General features: G+C 44.7%; 15 protein-coding genes. 8 read left to right on the top strand and 7 right to left on the bottom strand.

The genetic code is table 11. The features are described from left to right. Positions 1–88 precede the first annotated feature (88 nt). Entirely contained in the window at positions 89–1,189 is a 1,101-nt protein-coding gene (locus QUB20_RS14440) for a glycosyl transferase (RefSeq protein ID WP_333247096.1), read from the top strand. A 273-nt stretch (positions 1,190–1,462) separates the two neighbouring features. Next, positions 1,463–1,879, top strand: coding sequence for a secondary thiamine-phosphate synthase enzyme YjbQ (locus QUB20_RS14435; RefSeq protein WP_333247098.1), 417 nt, complete (start codon positions 1,463–1,465; stop codon positions 1,877–1,879). On the opposite strand, the gene QUB20_RS14430 is transcribed toward QUB20_RS14435, so the two are convergent. Then, positions 1,866–2,381: a heme-binding protein gene (locus tag QUB20_RS14430; protein ID WP_333247100.1), complete on the bottom strand. Its 516-nt coding sequence runs from the start codon at positions 2,379–2,381 to the stop codon at positions 1,866–1,868. The genes QUB20_RS14435 and QUB20_RS14430 overlap by 14 nt on opposite strands. 421 nt (positions 2,382–2,802) lie before the next feature. On the opposite strand from QUB20_RS14430, the gene QUB20_RS14425 reads away from it, so the two are divergent. Next, positions 2,803–4,008 carry an EAL domain-containing response regulator gene (locus QUB20_RS14425; RefSeq protein WP_333209458.1) on the top strand — a complete coding sequence of 402 codons (1,206 nt, stop codon included), beginning with the start codon at positions 2,803–2,805 and terminating at the stop codon, positions 4,006–4,008. Between the two features lie 462 nt (positions 4,009–4,470). Further along, on the top strand, positions 4,471–4,617 hold the full coding sequence (locus tag QUB20_RS14420) for a hypothetical protein (RefSeq protein ID WP_333291427.1): 147 nt from the start codon (positions 4,471–4,473) through the stop codon (positions 4,615–4,617). 259 nt (positions 4,618–4,876) lie between these two features. Here QUB20_RS14420 and QUB20_RS14415 read toward each other — a convergent pair whose 3' ends face one another. Then, a complete protein-coding gene (locus QUB20_RS14415; protein ID WP_333054043.1) occupies positions 4,877–5,908 on the bottom strand; it encodes a sulfate ABC transporter ATP-binding protein in 1,032 nt (343 codons plus the stop codon). Positions 5,909–6,080: 172 nt separating this feature from the next. Then, positions 6,081–6,305 carry a hypothetical protein gene (locus QUB20_RS14410; RefSeq protein WP_333054044.1) on the bottom strand — a complete coding sequence of 75 codons (225 nt, stop codon included), beginning with the start codon at positions 6,303–6,305 and terminating at the stop codon, positions 6,081–6,083. Between the two features lie 123 nt (positions 6,306–6,428). Between QUB20_RS14410 and gltD the strand changes: the two genes are divergently transcribed. Continuing rightward, positions 6,429–7,913, top strand: a complete 1,485-nt coding sequence (gene gltD / locus QUB20_RS14405; protein WP_333054045.1) for a glutamate synthase small subunit — start codon at positions 6,429–6,431, stop codon at positions 7,911–7,913. Positions 7,914–8,079: 166 nt separating this feature from the next. Here gltD and QUB20_RS14400 read toward each other — a convergent pair whose 3' ends face one another. Further along, positions 8,080–9,330, bottom strand: coding sequence for a transposase (locus QUB20_RS14400; protein WP_333247103.1), 1,251 nt, complete (start codon positions 9,328–9,330; stop codon positions 8,080–8,082). Positions 9,331–10,128: 798 nt separating this feature from the next. Between QUB20_RS14400 and QUB20_RS14395 the strand changes: the two genes are divergently transcribed. Further along, a complete protein-coding gene (locus QUB20_RS14395; protein WP_333240593.1) occupies positions 10,129–10,371 on the top strand; it encodes a transposase in 243 nt (80 codons plus the stop codon). 280 nt (positions 10,372–10,651) lie between these two features. On the opposite strand, the gene QUB20_RS14390 is transcribed toward QUB20_RS14395, so the two are convergent. After that, positions 10,652–11,122, bottom strand: a complete 471-nt coding sequence (locus QUB20_RS14390; RefSeq protein WP_333247104.1) for a DUF4079 domain-containing protein — start codon at positions 11,120–11,122, stop codon at positions 10,652–10,654. Positions 11,123–11,218: 96 nt separating this feature from the next. On the opposite strand from QUB20_RS14390, the gene QUB20_RS14385 reads away from it, so the two are divergent. After that, a complete protein-coding gene (locus QUB20_RS14385; RefSeq protein WP_333247105.1) occupies positions 11,219–12,700 on the top strand; it encodes an ankyrin repeat domain-containing protein in 1,482 nt (493 codons plus the stop codon). A gap of 413 nt (positions 12,701–13,113) precedes the next feature. On the opposite strand, the gene QUB20_RS14380 is transcribed toward QUB20_RS14385, so the two are convergent. Then, entirely contained in the window at positions 13,114–14,058 is a 945-nt protein-coding gene (locus QUB20_RS14380) for a 2OG-Fe(II) oxygenase (protein WP_333247106.1), read from the bottom strand. Positions 14,059–14,391: 333 nt separating this feature from the next. Then, complete coding sequence (purH, locus tag QUB20_RS14375) at positions 14,392–15,939, bottom strand: bifunctional phosphoribosylaminoimidazolecarboxamide formyltransferase/IMP cyclohydrolase (RefSeq protein ID WP_333247107.1); 1,548 nt, start codon at positions 15,937–15,939, stop codon at positions 14,392–14,394. A gap of 474 nt (positions 15,940–16,413) precedes the next feature. Here purH and QUB20_RS14370 point away from each other — a divergent pair, with 474 nt between their 5' ends. After that, the gene (locus QUB20_RS14370) at positions 16,414–18,306 is read left to right on the top strand and encodes a PAS domain S-box protein (protein ID WP_333247108.1); all 1,893 of its coding nucleotides are present in this window, start codon (positions 16,414–16,416) and stop codon (positions 18,304–18,306) included. The last annotated feature ends 200 nt before the right edge of the window (positions 18,307–18,506 follow it).

Genomic DNA, 18,506 nt, shown 5'->3' with positions numbered 1-18,506 from the left:
TTGGCCTTGTTGCCTTCCAGTCTCTACATCCAATGCCCAATGCCCAATTCCCAATTCCTAATTCCTAATTCCCCATTCCCTATTATCAATGTCTAGACCAACATTATATATTGCCATCACGAATCACGGATTCGGTCACGCTGTCCGAGTTGCGTCCGTAGCTGCAAAAATTCAAGAATTAAATCCAGATATTTTACTAATTATCACAACAACAGCACCTCGCTGGCTGCTAGAATCTTACATTGGTGGCGACTTTATCCACCGTCCCCGCGCTTTTGATGTGGGTGTGGTGCAAGCTGACAGTTTGAATATGGATAAAGACGCGACGCTGGAAAAATTGCGGGAAATTCGGAAAAAGCAAAATTCCCTAATTGCCAGCGAAGTTACTTTTATCAAGCAAAATCGGGTGGGCTTGGTGCTGGCAGATATTCCTCCTTTGGCAACGCGAATGGCGGCAGCGGCTGGGGTTCCTTGCTGGATGATGAGCAATTTTGGGTGGGATTTTATCTATCGAGATTGGGGCGGGGAATTTGTAGAAATGGCAGATTGGATTGGTGAGTGTTTCGGAATGTGCGATCGGCTTTTTCGTCTTCCTTTGCACGAACCGATGCCAGCTTTCCCAAATATTCAAGATGTGGGCTTGACTGGCGGCAATCCTCGCTACAGTAACGATAAAGTTCGGGAAGCATTCGGCATCGAAACACCGCTGGAAAAAACTGTATTGCTGACGTTCGGCGGATTGGGTTTAGAGGAAATTCCTTATCAAAATTTACAGCAATTTAGCGACTGGCAATTTATTACTTTTGATGCGGGAGCACCCGATTTGCCAAATTTGATTTATGTCAAAAATCAGGCGTTTGCACAATTTTTCCCGATTTTACCGCGTCCGGTTGATATTATGCCTGTCTGCGGGCGCTTAGTTTCTAAACCGGGATACAGCACTTTTGCGGAAGCTTTGCGCTTGGAAATACCTGTTGTTTCTATCATGAGAGAAGGTTTTGCAGAAGCTGCGGTGTTGCTGGAATGGCTTCAAAATTATGCGGAACATCAAATTGTGACGGCGGCGGAGTTTTTTGAGGGGGATTGGGAGTTTTTGCGACAACCGCTGCATCCGCCGCGTTTGTCGGATAAATTGGATAAAAATGGTACGGAGGATGTCGCCCAAGCTGTTGTAGACTATTTTTATTAGACCTCGACCGAATAGTAAGTTTTGAACAGGCATCCTGCTTGTTCCACAATAATTATTGGAGAGGTCTAATATACCAGTAGTAGTGGTAGTAGTGGTAGTGGTAGGTTGGGCCCGTGGAACGAAACCCAACATCCAATTAATGAGTGTTGGGTTTCGTGCCTCAACCCCAACCTACATAATAAAAAAGGAAGAAGTAAGATGTAACAATAGGAGAATATTTTTGCAATAGTTTCTTTGAAAATCCCAAATCTCAAATCCCACATCCCAAATCCTATGACTCATTACCAACAAATATTCAAAATTAAAACTACAGGGAAGTCTTTGTGTAAAATTACCGATCAGATAGAAGATGCGGTGGCGACTTCAGGTATTAAAACGGGACTTTGTAGCTTATTTTTGCGCCATACTTCTGCTAGTTTGGTGATTCAAGAAAATGCTGACCCGGATGTACTTAAGGATTTGGCTAACTTTTTGGCTAAACTGGTACCGGAGGACGATCGCTACATTCACGATGCGGAAGGCCCAGACGATATGCCGGCGCACATTCGCACGGCGCTGACTCATACTTCCGAACAAATCCCGATCGATCGCGGCAGGTTGCTGTTAGGAACTTGGCAGGGAATTTACCTGTGGGAACACCGCCAGCGGGGTCACATTCGCGAATTAGTTGTTCACGTCAGCGGCACTTGATCGGAATTTGTACCTCGCTGATTTTAGTTGCTTCCGGCGTCATCGGGGAATTGTAAAAAAAACGGCGCGGCGGCCCGACTATTTCGTATTCAGGATGTTCTTGAAGCCAATCTTTGAGTTTCTGGAGGTTATTTTCGTAGCTTTCCCAAGTGTAGGCCCCGCCCACGCCAATGCTGACAACCGTCATCGGCGAAGTATTCGTGATTTCTACAGCGGAGTTAACGCTGCTGGGGGCGATATTTGGTGTGGGATAGAGGAACGAAACTTCAGCTTGGGGAACAGCATCGATTGCCTCGGAAGTTTCCGTATAGCGCGCTTCTACTGGCGTTGTCATCGCAATTTGGTTGTTGCTGATGTGTTGAAATAAAGGATTGAAGGCGATGCCAGTTGCTTGTCGCAAATCGCCCGCGTGGGTGTAGGTGACAGCGCGGTACTGAGGATATTGCTTCACTTCTATCACCCCAATCTGTGCGGGTTCAGGGAATCCAGTAGGTAATACCATTTGAGATTTAAAAGTTGAGATTTTACATTGAAGAATGGGGAAAGACTGACTCCGCAAGGGTTTGGAACTTGCTTGCAGTTGCATGGTTTTTGGCAACTGATATAAATAGGCTGAGATTGTTTGCAGACAATCGTTCAGGTGGCACAATTAGTTTAGCAGTTATTTAAGGCGCTGCTAACTATCGATCGCCTAGAATTAGTTGAGAGATTATTAATTAACCTCGTAATAATACGGACGGCACTGACTAAGCAGAGAAACATTAATCTAGTTGTGCTTGAAAAATTAGCGTTTTTCAGGTGTTTGCTATTTGTGTCGGAAAATATTCGGCTGTTGGGCCCATCGATCTGTGCGTTCTCAGTTATTGGGACGCTTATCGCGTTCAGTAACGCCTATCAATTATACCGCTTTCAGGGAATGACGTATGAAAAAGATTCTAGTGATTGAGGACGAGCAAGTAATTCGGGAGAATATTCTCAAACTCCTCAAAGCTGAAGGTTTCGACGTGACGGGTGCAGAAAATGGATCGCAAGGTTTATATGCGGCGGTGTCAAATCTTCCCGACGTGATTATTTGCGACGTGATGATGCCAGAACTTGACGGGTATGGGGTGCTGATGGCCTTGCGATCTAATCCTGTTACTGCTACAGTACCTTTTGTTTTTCTCACCGGTAAAGCCGATCGCTCTGAAATGCGGCAAGGTATGGAATTGGGGGCAGATGATTACCTGACTAAACCTTTTAGTAAAGCTGAACTTGTGGGCGCGATATCGAGCCGCTTGAAAAAACAAGAAGCTGTTGCTGAACAGTACAATACTTTGCGATCGCAAAGCAGCGAATTTATCCAAAAGACTGCCGACAAACTAGAGCAGATCAAAACTCGTTTGTGCAACGCACTGGAACGAGAAGAATTCCAAGTTTACTATCAGCCGCAGGTCAATGTCCAGACTGGTAAAATTATGAGCGCAGAAGCTTTAGTGCGCTGGGTACATCCAGAAAAAGGGCTGATTTCGCCCGCAGAATTTATTCCCCATGCCGAAGAAACTGGCTTCATTGTAGAGTTAGGTGAGTGGGTTTTGCAGACAGCTTGCAAGCAAATGCAAGTTTGGCAAAATGCTGGTTTTTCGGGGCTGCGGGTAGCGGTGAATCTGTCGCCACGCCAATTTCACCAACCGGATCTCAGCAGCAGAGTTGCCCAAATTTTAGCAGAAACTGGTTTGGAAGCGAGCAGTTTGGAATTAGAGCTGACAGAAAGTTTGATGGTAGAGGATGCCGAAAGTGCGATCGCGACTTTGCAACATTTGAAAAATTTGGGAGTTTGTATATCTCTTGACGATTTCGGCACTGGGTATTCTTCTTTAAGCTATCTGACGCAATACCCCTTCGATACTTTAAAAATAGACCGATGTTTTATCAGCAATATTACCGATGGTTGCACAAATGCAGCGATTGTGAAAGCTATTATTGAAATGGCGCACAGTCTCTGTCTTGAGGTAATTGCCGAAGGAGTTGAAACAGAAGCCGAAAAAGATTTTCTCTGGCGCTATAAGTGCGATATAATGCAAGGATATTTGTTCAGTCCTCCTTTGGCAGCAGCGGATTTTGAATACTTGTTAATGACCGGCAAATAAAATATCTATAAAGTCAATATAGAGCAGATAATTAAGTGCCATAGTTGGGGTAAAATATGTTTTTATAATCTACCAGTAAGGTTGAGTAAATCAAGTCAAGCAATACAATAAGGATGTTTACATAGCTGTTAAACTAGCTCGATAGTATTTTTAGCTATTTTGTCCAAATTGCTTGTCATTGTCAACCTCGGAGAACTGGGCGTGCTGATGCAGTTTGGTAAAGTGCAATAACAGTTATAGCAATCCTAAATGATTATACTCGTTACTCGTTACCAGGCTCTGCCTGGTAACGCATATCCGGAGGCTCTGCCTCCATTGTTGCAGCCGAGGCAGAGCCTCTGGACATCGGTTCCCAGGCAGAGCTTGGGAACCAGTTAACCAGTTATTGAAACTGATGCGAGGATTGCTATAGTCGGAGAAGAAAATCACGTAATAACCCCCACAGTTTATACTGTAAAAAAGTTGAGCGTCAGGGTGCAAAAACAGGAAAGTTCCGCTGAAGCTTCCTCAAAATATTTGCAAGATTTTTTCACATATGTAGCGCTCAACAGGCACATTCTATTAGAAGAAGTCCAAGCTATTTTTAAAAAAATAGATGACGAAGAATAAGTCATTGCTCGCATTATATATTCGGCGGTTGAAGAAGTATTAAAAGGAGTCATGGCCAAATACACGGCTGAAGAAATTATTACTAAGTGGGAGAACTTAAAGCCGGAGTTGATAATTTTTTTGACCTACGGAAGGAAGAACCGCTCCTCCGATTTAGATCCACAAGACAGCATTACCAGGCACAAGCCTGGTAACGATGTGGCAACAGTGTTTTGTAGGAGATCCTCGATAGTATTTTGAGTAAGATGCAGCCACGGATTTAAGCTGAATAAGCAGGGAAAGTCATCGCGTGTTTGGCCTTGACGTAAACTTGCTGATCTTGCTTGAGCTGTAGATAATCGAAGCGATCGCGACTTACGTAAGCTGTTACTACCTGACCCGATTCTAACAATAACTGGGTTTGAATTTCGCGTCCTACATGAATGATGCGGCTGACTTTTGCTAATGCAAAACCAGACTCCGGCTTAGTTTGAATTTCCACGTCATGGGGGCGCCAAAATACTAATTCACAATGAGCCGCTCCACTATTTTGAGGCGTTGTACCGTTGCTCGCGAACAAACCCGCAGCATTCGGCAACACATTGACAGGCCCAATAAAAGTCATCACAAAAGCTGTTGCCGGTTTGTCGTAAATTTCAGCAGGAGTGCCAACTTGTTCGACTCTACCTTGGTTCATCACCACAATTTCATCGGCTACTTCCATAGCTTCTTCTTGGTCATGAGTCACAAAAACTGTGGTGATGTTAACTTCTTTGTGAAGGTTGTGCAGCCACGATCGCAATTCTTTGCGAACTTTAGCATCTAATGCTCCAAAAGGTTCGTCTAGCAGCAGCACTTTCGGTTGAACTGCTAGAGATCTAGCTAAAGCCACCCGCTGCCGCTGGCCGCCGGAAAGTTGCGAAGGATAGCGATCGCCCAAACCTTTCAACTGAACTAAATCCAAAAGTTCATCAACCCGCCTGCGAATTGAGTCTTTAGGAACTTTGCGAATTTCCATCGCAAAAGCAATATTTTTCCGAATAGTCATGTGTTTGAACAAAGCATAGTGCTGAAACACAAAACCAATATTCCGTTCCTGCACCGACTGGTGGGTAGCATCCTCGCCGATCAGGTAAATATGACCCGTGTCCGGCGGTTCTAGTCCAGCAATCATCCTCAGCAGAGTCGATTTCCCCGAACCGGAAGGCCCTAAAAGCGCGACTAGAGAGCCGTTTTTTATTTTCAAACTCACGTTGTCAATCGCGTGGAAGGAGCCGAAGTGTTTCGATACGTTCTCAATTGTAATGCTCATGACTTTGTGTACCTATTTTAGGAGTTGATGGTATTAACTCCATATATCTGACCGATTTACAGTAGTATATCCTGAAATTAATATTTTGCAAGGTCTGTAACTTTTTGTATTGTATTTCGAGCCATCCTGATGGGGACGGCGCTTGGAAGTTGACGCTGGCGGGCCGTCTGAGTTAACCCGCGAGGGTTTTCAGATGTGGCTGTAGCCGTAAATGCGATCGTCCCAGAATAAGCCATGCTGAAATTACGTAGAAACCGGGTTTGATGGACGAAAATACTGCATCAAAACCTTTAAAACCTTTAATTCCCGTAAAAAACCCGGTTTCTTTGCTGTCGATATATCTATATTTTACCGCTGCCGACAATTCCCCGACTCCCGGCGATATTAAAGATTTCATGTACAAATTGCTCAATCTGAGGTGCGATCGCACACAATTTAGATCACAATAGTTAATTCAGAAGCCCGCCAGCTTCACCTTTGACAAACTACCAGAATAGTAAATTCTAACCAGAACACCACTATGGGAAAACCAACAGGCTTTATCGAATTCTTGCGCGAACTGCCCTCCGAACTCTCACCAGTCGAGAGAGTCCACAACTGGGACGAATTTCACCTACCGATGGATGAGGACAAACTCCGCAGCCAAGGAGCGCGCTGCATGGATTGCGGCATTCCGTTTTGCCACACGGGGACAATTATCAGCGGCATGGCAAGCGGCTGCCCGATTAACAACCTCATCCCCGAATGGAACGACCTAGTATATCGCGGACTGTGGAAAGAAGCCCTTGACAGACTCCACAAAACCAACAACTTCCCTGAATTCACCGGCCGCGTCTGTCCCGCCCCCTGCGAAGGCGCTTGCGTGCTCGGCATCAACAATCCGCCGGTGACGATTAAAAACATCGAAGCCTCGATTATCGATAAAGGCTGGGATGAAGGCTGGATTGCCGCCGAACCACCCGCCAAACGCACCGGCAAAAAAATCGCCGTCATCGGTTCCGGGCCCGCCGGTTTGTCCGCCGCCGCGCAACTCAACAAAGCCGGTCATTGGGTAACAGTATACGAAAGAGCCGATCGACCAGGCGGCCTGCTAATGTATGGCATCCCCAACATGAAGCTAGACAAAGAACAAGTCGTGATGCGCCGCCTCAAAGTCCTCGAAGACGAAGGCGTGACATTCGTCTGCAACACCGAAGTCGGCAAAGACTTGCCAGCAGAACAACTGCTAAAAGAATACGACTCCGTTGTGCTCTGTACCGGCGCCACCAAACCCCGCGACTTGGGCATCCCCGGCCGGGAATTAAAAGGCATCCACTTCGCAATGGACTTCCTGACTGCGAACACCAAAGCAGTTTTAGACAAGAGCACCAACGGCAACTTCATCTCCGCCGAAGGCAAAGATATCGTGATCATCGGCGGTGGCGACACCGGCACCGACTGCGTGGGCACATCCATCCGCCACGGCTGCAAAAGCCTCGTACAGCTAGAAATCCTGCCCAAACCGCCCTCGGAACGCGCGGCCAACAATCCCTGGCCTGAATGGCCAAAAGTCTACCGTCTCGACTACGGCCAAGAAGAAGCCGCAGCCAAATTCGGCGATGACCCCCGCGGCTATCTCACCACGGCGACAAAGTTCGAGGGCGACGAAAACGGCAATGTCAAAGCTGTGCACACCGTTGAGGTGGAGTGGGCGAAAAACGAGAAAGGGCAGTTTATTCCGAACCACATCCCCGGCACCGAAAAAGTGTTGCCGGCACAGCTTGTTTTGCTAGCGATGGGCTTCCTCGGCCCGGAACAGCCCTTGCTGGATGACTTGGGATTGGAACGTGACGCCCGCAGCAACGTGAAAGCCGAGCACGAAAAATATACAACCAGCATTCCGGGAGTTTTCGCGGCTGGTGATTGTCGCCGGGGACAAAGTTTGGTGGTTTGGGCGATTAACGAAGGGCGGGGCGTGGCCCGGGAGTGCGACCTTTATCTGATGGGGAGCACTGATTTGCCTTAGTTGGTAGGTGTGGGTCGATCGAGATTGTTTAATTTCCCATAATTTACAGCTTATTCCATGTAGATGTAGATCGCGATCGACCGGGTTTCGAGCAAAAGAATCAGTAATGATGCGAGAACTGTAAAGAAACCCCTTGACACTCCCCGAGCTGAAGCTACGGGGATTCTTAAGACAACAATTGGAGTCTTAAAGGCGATGCCAAAGCACCTCTACCGATTCCACTTAGATCGAGTCCAAGCATTATCGCTACTTTTCTAGCAATGTTCGCACAACCGTTACAATCTGCATTGATTAACCAACCTTGAGCCGTTCGGTACAAACCGCGTTTAACTCGTTTACCACTAGGAAGCCACCCTTCGGGTTTTTCGCCAAATTTAGGTAGCAAATCCTTGTCAACAAACGAAGCTTTAGAAGAATACGATTCTTCTGTTTCAACGAACCTTAAACCGTATTGCTCGCACAGTTGAGCTATTCTGTCTTTCAGTCTGCCCGTAGGGATTTGTACAAACTTTTGATTAGTTTTGCTTCCCATATTGGTAGACTCTTTTTGTCCTTTATTCCAACCAAAAACAACTGTTCCAATTTGGTTGTCTAAACAGTGCTGAATTACTTTCCTTGCTGCTTTGTTAACAGCGTCTCGCATTTGGCGATTCCGTTTTTCAGTTAATCCTGCCAACCGTTTAGACCAGTAGCCGTTAGATTTCCCCTCCCTAAGAAAAGCAACCCGTTTATTGTATCCTTGGTTGAGGGACTTGAGATGCTTGCCGTCAACAATAAAACTTGTGCCTACATTGCTCACGCAGGTTAGCCAGTTGTCTATTCCGTGGTCAATTGCCAAGCATTTAGCCTGGTCTACATTTGCTTGAACATCCTCTGTTTTGTAAATTAACTCCAAGTAGAAACAGCCATTTCGAGGAAGTATGCGATATTCTCGAATAATCTTAAAATCCAGATTAGATGGCATTGGTAGGAAAAACGCATCTAACCCAAACCACGCCTTAACCTTGCTTCCCAGAGGAAATCGCAGCATCCCATTCTTAAGTTTTACGGATCTTCCTGTAAATGTCACAAGTGCCATTCCGCCTTTACGGTATCCCGGCAATTTAGGACACTGCGTAACCGTTCCATCCTTAACTCCTCTGAGTAAGCCCATAAAAGACTTAAAAGATTCTGCTACCCCTGTTAGAATTTGCTGAGCTGTATCTGAATAGAACGCTTGATAGTGCAAGTTTCTATTTTCATTTCCCAAGACTTTATGTAGCTTGGCACGGTTCGGGATTTTCCCAGTTTTAAAGTATACCTGGCGAGAATAATAGATACCGCAATTAGTAAGCTTTGCTGATTCAGAACACAGATATTCTAAGATTGATTGAGTACCTGAACTAGCTCGAATTAGATGTTGCTGACAGCCGAACATTGCTAAACCCTCCTGTTATTTAGAGTACAGCAAACAACAGAACAATCTATTAATAAATGTTTCGATTCTGAACGCAAAAAGACGAAACAAAGCCGTCAAGCGAAGGACGGGGCTTCAGACCCAATTATTTGGTGAGAGCGCGGTGTACTTCATAAACCTGGAATACGCTGTATTATGCCCGTAGGGGCGGATTCGCCAAGATTTTGATTTAAAAACCCAAAATGTTGTAAACCCGCCCTTTGTACCTTGAAATAGGTAGATTGCGATTTACCGTTGGGTGGGGGCGGGTTTACGAAATTATGGATTTTAGGCAAATATTGTTGGTGAAACCCGCCCCTTGTATCTTAGGAATCAAAAATAAATAAGTTGATGAGTTATCGGTTATAACTGACATCTTGCAGCAATATCAATAAGAGGATTTTTCGTGGGGTCGGGCGGGTTTATAGAACCTATTTGCAAGCTTTAAGGCTGTTGGCGAACCCGCCCCTACGGCTAATTGAGAATGGTGCAAGATATCAGTTATAAGGAAAAAATTTTAAGATTACAATCTTCACTCCTACAGAGATCAACTTACAACTGATTTTTCTCTTTAACTATTCTAATTTACTTTTAAATCGATGTCTGATTCTAATTCACTTGAGTCAGAAATGAAAAACGGTTCTTCCTTACTTGGTATGCTAAATCAATAGCTAAATCAGTCAAATAAATTGAGGTTAAAAATATGTGTCCCAATCTTGCAGAAAGGCATAAATCACAAGAAAATTTCCGACAAATATTTGAGTAAAAAAAACAAATTGGTTGAGGGCATTGTTGAGAATTGGTATCTGCCAGGAAAGAACTCAACAATATTTTCCAGATACTGTTAAGACTCTTACTAATTGGTTTGACGAGATAATTGCTTACTTTGATAATAGGACAACAAGTGGTATTGTTGAAGGTATTAACAAAAAGCTTAAGTTAATAAAACGTTCTGCCTATCGCTTTATAAATTTTGCAAGCTACAAAAATAGATGTTTGCTTACTTGGCATTTTAATTATTAGTTTGGCATACCAAGTAAAGAAGAACCGGAATTATTTATAATGAAATAGCCGTGCTTCTTGTTGGGTAGACAAAGCGTTTTATCAGGTTTAATAGCAGGTGTTTTCTTATTGTGGATTCAAAAAATTACCTAATTAATTTTATAAATTTTTGATAAATTTAATTTTAATATATTAAAATATCAAAAAAATTTGGGCTATTAAACTACTAAAATAAGATAATTTACTTGCTAATCGCTAATCGCCCCAAAGCAATTAGCAATTAGCAATTTTACTCAAATTATCACATTTTGCTGATAATTCTTTGCAGGATTTCTACGCCTGATACCGCTTGCCAGCCAAACAGCCCCAAGAGCACAATATTCAGAAAGATGTGAGTGTTTCTGGCCAAATCATTGCCTTTTTGCATCAAAGGAGTCAGCGATGCTGCGATCGCAATTATTGCCGTCATTCCCAACCCTGCTAGCAAGTGCGGGCCGACAAATAGTTTGCCGTTGTTGATGTAGGTGACGGCCATTCCGCCGACTGCACCCGTTACCATCAAGGCTAGCAGCAAAGAACCCATCTGGTGATGCTTGATGTTGAATTTACCCTTAATTAACTCTTTTTTGACTTCGCCTTCCGCACTTCTGGTACGGCGGATTTGCAAGCCGAGATACAAAGCATAAAATGAGATGGCCAGCAGTCCCCACATTAAAACTGGGTGGAAGAATTGGCTCCAAACTTTCACTGACTGAGGAATTTCGAGATTCATAGTGTTCTGAGGATTAGCAAACATACTTCATAAAACTTAGCATACCAGTCAGGCCGTCTCATGTGATGGTAAAAATATACGGTATGAGAGACTATTATGGCTGCCACTAAACAAGACGCTGTATTGATTCAAGCCGCCAAGACTGGCAACATTATTCACGTCCAAGCTTTACTCGCTAAGGGTGTTAACGCTAACGCCAAAGACTCTGAGGGGACGACGGCTTTGATGTTTGCTGCCCAAAAGGGCTATACAGAAATCGTGCGTACTCTACTAAACAATGACGCTAATGTCAACCAGGTGAGCAGGCGTTTTGGGCTAACGGCTTTGATGCTGGCGGCGGCTCACAAACAGGCTGACTCTGTGCGACTGTTGCTGGCGGCGGGTGCTGATGTTAATGCTAAAAATGATGATGGAAGTACGGCTTTGATGGCGGCTTCTCTCAAAGGAGATATCAATGTTGTGCGGATGTTACTTGATGCTAATGCTGATGTAAATGTCCGAGATAAAGATGGAGATTCTGCTCTGAAAATAGCTGCTTTATCGGGTCACGAAGCTGTTGTCAAAGCTTTGGTGGATGCGGGTGCGGTTGCTGAGAATTCTATGCTGTTTTTAGCTGTCCGTCAAGGTAGCGCTGAAATTGTGCGAATTTTGCTCAAGTGTGGGGCGGATGCTAATGTTAAAAATCTAGAGAGCAAAACTGCTTTGATGCTGGCTGCGACGGCGGGAAATTTGGCTGTTGTCGAGGCGCTGTTGGCTGCTGGTGCTGATGTCGAAATTCCCGACAAAAACGGAGAAACTGCTTTAACTTTGGCTGCGGATTCTGGCAATACTGATGTGGTGCAAACTTTGCTTGGTGCGGGTGCTAATGCGAATGTAAAAAATGGAGATGGGGGCACGGCTTTGATGGCGGCGGCTGCTGGGGGAAATGCGCCGATCGCCCATATCTTACTCGATGCTGGCGCGGATATCAACGCTAAGGATAAAGATGATGAAACTGCTTTGAATTTTGCGGTGGTTGAAGGCTGCGAAGATGTGGTGGAATTGCTCTTAAACCGAGGTGCTAGTGTCGGTGCTAGAAATAGGTTGGGCGATACGCCTTTACTGGTGGCGGCTGTTCACGGCCACAGTGCGATCGTATCGGCTTTGCTGCAAAAAGTAAACTCAAATCGGGATGAGTTTCTGAATGCGAAAAACTTTGGGGAGACGGCTTTGACGCTGGCTGCTTTTCACGGACATACCGAGACTGTGAAGGCTTTGCTTGAGGGCGGTGCTGATCCGAATGTCCCGGCGGATTTGGGGAAAACGGCTTTAATGAAGGCGTGCGATCGCGGTTATATGGCGATCGTCCAATTATTAGTCGAAAAAGGTGCCGATGTCAACGTGCTGGATGATTCGGGCGCAACTGCTTTAATGTGGGCCGCACATCGGGGTTATCCTGATGCAGTAAAGATTTTAATTGATGCTGGTTCAGAACTAAACCACAAAAATCCGGGAAATTATACAGCTTTAATGCTGGCTGAGTTTAAGGGTTATTCTAATGTGGTGAAATTGCTCAAAAGTGCTGGAGCACTGGAGTAAGAATGAAATAGTTTTGAGTAAGGTAATTCTGTAATTCTGAGGGTAGGCTTTGGGAAGTGAAGAATCTCCTACCAAATTCATAAAATAGCGCTACATATCTACCCCCCCCAACCCCCCCTTATTAAGGGGGGGAGTAAAACTTTCTATGTAGCATAACTTTATGAAATTGGTATCAGATATCGGGACTTACCCATTGTAATGGTGTGGCAATAATTTGAGATTCTTCGCTTCACTCAGAATGACATAATTAGGTGATTAGTGCGTCCCGGACAATGAATTATATCATGTCCGATCGATTAACCATAATATCCCGGTCGGGGCGGGTTTTTGAGATTGTCAATTATTGGCGATTATGGTTGGTGGAACCCGCCCCTACAAAAATCGCGGTAGCTCGACCCGACATGATATTAACCTCAATTTGCTTTACGTACCCAGCCGTTAATAGTAAAGCGGCTATCAGCAAAAGCTTTTGAGGGACAGCTAACTCGCAAAACTTCGTGCATATAGCGACTCAGAAAAAATACTATGCTGTTATTGCGAGGTTCAACAGTTCTGAATGTCTTGTCTGCAACATAAAAATTGTTCTCAATTTTGCTGTCATAAATCTGCAACTCGCCACCTGAAAAAGCCTTGGGTTCTCGATAGAAATAGTAAACGTAAGTAAAAAATCTGCTGGCGGTATCTGGCGAGCCACTGTCGTTGTGAAGTTTATAAAAGTTGTTGTCATTGTGCATGGTTAGCTGAGCTTCTATCTCACCAAGCGGAAATGAGGGAATATTTAATTTTTGCAGCACGTCGGGGAGAATTGCTTTGATGCGATTCACCATCAGAGCGGAAAATTCTGGGAACGAGTGGAGTACCATCGAACGGCGGTAGTCTTCGGCATTAGTTGAGGTGCTGGTTGTCACAAATTCTGATTCTTTTGCTAAGACATATTTAAGGAGTTTGTTCTTTTCGGCAGGGGTCAAAAAGTTGTCTATTTGGGCGTAGCGAGATATTAAGTCGTCATTTACAGGCGGCGCAGGGGCAGGAATTTCTGCGGGAATTTCTGCGGGAATTTCTACAGGAGTTGCAGGCTGCTGCGGTTGCAGTTGCTGCAAGTAAATTGGGGGTTCTGTGACTAATCCGACTAGGTGTTCGCCGGGAAAAGAAAGGGCGGAACGCCCGTCGTCTATGGGGATTTGAAATAAGGGCGAAAAACCCAGTGTTTGTTGGGTGCGATCGACTAATGTTTTGATCAGGCTGTGCAATAATGGTGTATCAGATTTGAGGGTGACGGTGCATTGATGTCCCCCGGTGAGCAGGATTTTGACTTTTATGTCTTGGGGTTTAATTTGTGGTTGAATTGTGCTAGTCATAATTTTTGAAGGACGCAACTGGGAATTTGGTACGACATAACAGTGTTGATTGGTGTCATAGCCTTCCCGATCCCCCCTAACCCCCCTTAAAAAGGGGGGGACAAGAGTGTAAAAGTTCCCCTTGTTAAGGGGGAGACAAGAGTGTCAAAGTCTCCCGTCTTAAGACGGGAAAGGATTCTTCTCAAAGTCCCCCTTCTTAAGGGGGATTTAGGGGGATCGAGACTTAGAGTAAAACCAGAGATACAAATAATTTCCGACTTAAGTTAAGACCAATAAACACTATTGTATCCCTACAATATGGCACACAATTGAAAATTGCTTTAGGTCTTATTCCTAATGCAAGAAGTGGCGGATATCAGTGAAAACCATTGTGATTCCGAGTTGGTTGGCGGCTTCAATGGAATCTCGATCGCGCATACTTCCTCCCGGTTGGACGATCGCAATTATGCCCGCCTCAGCCGCAGTTTTTACGGAATCATCGAAGGGGAAGAAACCGTCACTGGCCAAAATCGCTCCTTTGCTTTTGTCTCCTGCTTGTTCCAATGCTAGTTTAACCGAACCGACGCGATTCATTTGTCCGGCGCCGACACCGATTGTAGTGCGATCGCGCGTCACAACGATCGCATTTGATTTGACGTGTTTCGCTACTTTCCAAGCAAACAGCAATTCTTCCAACTCTGCAGCCGTCGGCTGTTTCTCAGTAACAACCCGCCATTTGCTAGTTTCTTCTACTACATTATCTGAGTCTTGCACCAGCAAACCGCCTGCAATGATTTTAACAGTTTGTGGCGGCCCTTGAGTCAAATCTGGCAAAATCAATACTCGAACTTTTGCCTTTTTCTTGATAATTTCTTCTGCCTCTGGTTCGCACCCCGGCGCGACAATACATTCTAAAAATGTTTGAGTTAACGCCGTTGCGGTAGCAGCATCAATCGGGCGATTGAGGGCGACAATTCCACCGAAAGCTGAGACTGAATCGGTGTCGAAGGCTTTTTGATACGCTTCAGAAATAGTTGTTCCCAAGGCTGTGCCGCAAGGATTTGTATGCTTCAGAATAGCGGCGGCAGGGCTGTCGGGGAATTCTACGATTAGCCGCCTTGCTGCTTCTAAATCTACTAAATTATTGTAGCTTAATTCTTTGCCTTGCAGGATGGTGCTAGTCGTCCAGCCTGTCGGTGTACTTCCGCTTTGATACCAGGTGGCGGCTTGATGGGGATTTTCACCGTAGCGGAGAGTTTGCAACTCTTTTCCTGATAAATTAAACTCGTCTGGTAGCGAAGATTTTTCAGCGGATTGGCTGCTGCTGAGATAAGTTGCGATCGCGCGATCGTAGTTGGCTGTATGTTTGAAGGTTTCTAGGGCGCATTTTTGCCGAAACTCTAAGGATGCTTCGCCGCCATTTTCCCGCAGTTCTTTTAAATAAGTATTGTACTGTTCTGGGTCGCACAAAACGGTCAAATGAGCGTGGTTTTTGGCGGAAGCTCTCAACATTGCCGGCCCGCCGATATCTATCTGCTCAATGGCGTCGGCTAGAGTAACTCCTGGTTTAGAAATTGTCTCTTCAAATGGATACAGATTGACTACAACTAGATCGATCGCCCGAATTTGATTTGCGGTTAAATCTGCGAGGTCTTCCGGTACGTCGCGGCGTGCTAAAATGCCACCGTGGATTCGTGGGTGAAGTGTTTTGACTCGCCCTCCCAAAATTTCGGGGGAACCAGTATATTCTGCAACTTTGGTGACTGGGATGCCTGCTTCTTTGAGAGCAGTTGCTGTCCCGCCACTACTAATTATGTCAAATTCAAATTCTTCTACTAGACTGCGCGCTAAGTCGATTAGTCCGGTTTTATTGGATGTGCTCAGAAGTGCTAGACGTGCCATTGGTTTGAAGTTGCGATCGCAAAAATAGATAGGTTATATTCTATACCAAATCGGCCCGCAGGGAGATGATTTGGTCATGGCTAATTATGATTATTTTTAATAATCAAAGATGAGGTCGCTTATTTGTGACCATATTTTTTGTCAAATTTATATAATATTTTATACTGACCAGTGGTTTCTAGATATCTAGAACTTGCGCGTGGAACTGATTATTTTGTGAGTGCGAGGGGGATTGAAGCCATATCCAGCTTGCACAGTTCGTGTCGCTACGTAAGTGTCAATGTTGTTGAAATTACTTAATAAAACTTAATAGATAATTATAGGGCGATCGCTCTTGAATTTTAACGATGTTTTATGATGAATTCTAAAAGTAATGTGCTAGCATCGGGTGTAAATTGCTCTCTCCCTAAATTTCCCGAAAAATAGGGCGATCGCCACACATTAATCTAAACAATAATTTGGTAGGGTTAACATATGTTTTTTCAAGAAGCAGATCCAGAAAATAAGCTCAGTAATATTAGCAGGAATCATAAACAAACTGCTCCCAATCTGACTAATAGAACAGGCTACCAACAGATTTCAAAAAAAAGAATCCAGAATTCACCAGAGACCAATATTTCCGAAGCTTATAGTGTTAGTTTGTGCGAATTGCAGCAGATGGAGCGAGCAATGGAACAGCTAAAGCAGGATTTGAAAGCTAGCGAATCTCGGTTTAGGAATGTGATCGAAAAAAATGCCGACGGCATCGCAATCGTTAACAAGCTAGGACTTGTCTGTTTTGCCAACCAGTCAGCAGAAGCGCTGTTTAACTGCACCGCAGATGAACTTTTAGGGCAAGCATTTTTTGGCAATTTAGTAGTAGAAGTTTCCGCTTGTGACCTTGAGATGGCGACGGATATTATTCCCCAAGTTGGAAAAACAGAAGCACCAGGAACTCGCGTCGTGCAAACAGAAGTTGAAGCTATTCGCAAGCAAAAAGCAAATGCTGTAGTAGAAATGCGGGTGGTGGAAACGGAATGGGACGGAGAAATGGCTTATTTAGCTACGCTACGGGACATTACCGATCGCAAGCGCGCAGAAGAAATGCTTTGGTTGTACGATCGAGCTATCGCAGCTACTAGCACCGGAGTTACGATTTCTGACGCCACTGACCCCGAAAATCCAATTATTTATTGCAATCCAGCATTTGAAAGCATGACAGGTTATCGGCGGCAGGAAATTATCGGAAAAAACGGCCGATTTTTGCACGGAAGCGATACGGATCCGGCGGCAGTAGAAATAATTCGCCAAGCCTTGCAAGCAGAAAGCGAATGCAAGGTAATATTAAAGAATTACCGCAAAGACGGAACCGCTTTCTGGAATTGTTTCTCCATATCTCCCGTGCGCGATCGAATGGGCCAATTAACTCATTTTATTGGCGTACAGAGAGACATCACTGAGCGCAAACAAGCCGAAGAAGCCTTGCATAATTCCGAAGCACAAAGCAGAGAACAAGCAGCTCAACTAGCAGCCACACTGGAGCAACTCAAAGCCACTAATTCCCAATTAGTTCAAAGCGAAAAAATGTCTAGTTTGGGATTGCTACTTGCCGGCGTCGCTCACGAAATTAACAACCCAGTCAGCTTCATTTACGGCAATCTCGCTCATCTGACCAATTATACTCAAGACTTGTTCGATCACCTCGAACTCTATCAACAACACTATCCTAATCCAGTCGCAGAAATTCAAGAGCAAAGAGAAAAAAATGATCTAGATTTTTTAGCTGAAGATTTACCTAAAATACTATCTTCAATGAGCGTTGGTGTCGATCGCATTTGCCAGATTGTGCAGTCGCTGCGGAACTTTTCGCGGCATGACGATTCACAGATGAAACCCGTTAACCTCCACGAAGGTATCGACAGCACGCTGTTAATTCTCAATCACCGTTTGAAAGGGAACGGAGAAAAGCAGCCAATTCAAATTGTAAAACACTACGGAAAATTGCCGACCGTTGAGTGTTTTGCTGGGCCGATCAATCAAGTTTTTATGAATATCCTCAGCAATGCGATCGATGCTTTAGAAGATGCGAACAGTAGGCAAAATTGTCGAGAAATGCTAGAAAATCCCAGCCAGATTATGATTGGTACGGAAGTTGTCGGCAATTTTGTAGAAATTAAAATTGCCGACAACGGCCCTGGAATAACTGAGGAAGTCAAACAGCAGATATTCGATACATTTTTTACTACCAAGCCCATTGGCAAAGGCACGGGAATGGGTTTGTCAATTAGCTATCAAATTATTGTAGAAAAACACAAAGGCGAATTATCTTGTAATTCGGAATTGGGCAAGGGCACGGAATTTATTATCAGAATTCCGATCGCACCTTAGCGCGGAATGTGCAATCTACACGTTACCAACTTGATATATAGGCAAACAAGCGAGGGGGACTCGCACTCCTACAAAACGAGAAAAATCGTTTTTTCTCGTTCCCAGACTCTGGCTGGGAACGCATACTTAGGATCGCGAATTAAATAACTTACAATTTTAATTGTTATTGTGGGATGGGCGTCCCGCCCGTCCAAAAAGGA

Origin of the sequence: Microcoleus sp. B4-C2 (assembly GCF_036705265.1) — a bacterium.
Classification (GTDB): domain Bacteria; phylum Cyanobacteriota; class Cyanobacteriia; order Cyanobacteriales; family Microcoleaceae; genus Microcoleus.
The sequence above is the reverse complement of the archived record's forward strand: the minus strand, read 5'-3'. Positions and strand labels throughout refer to the sequence as shown.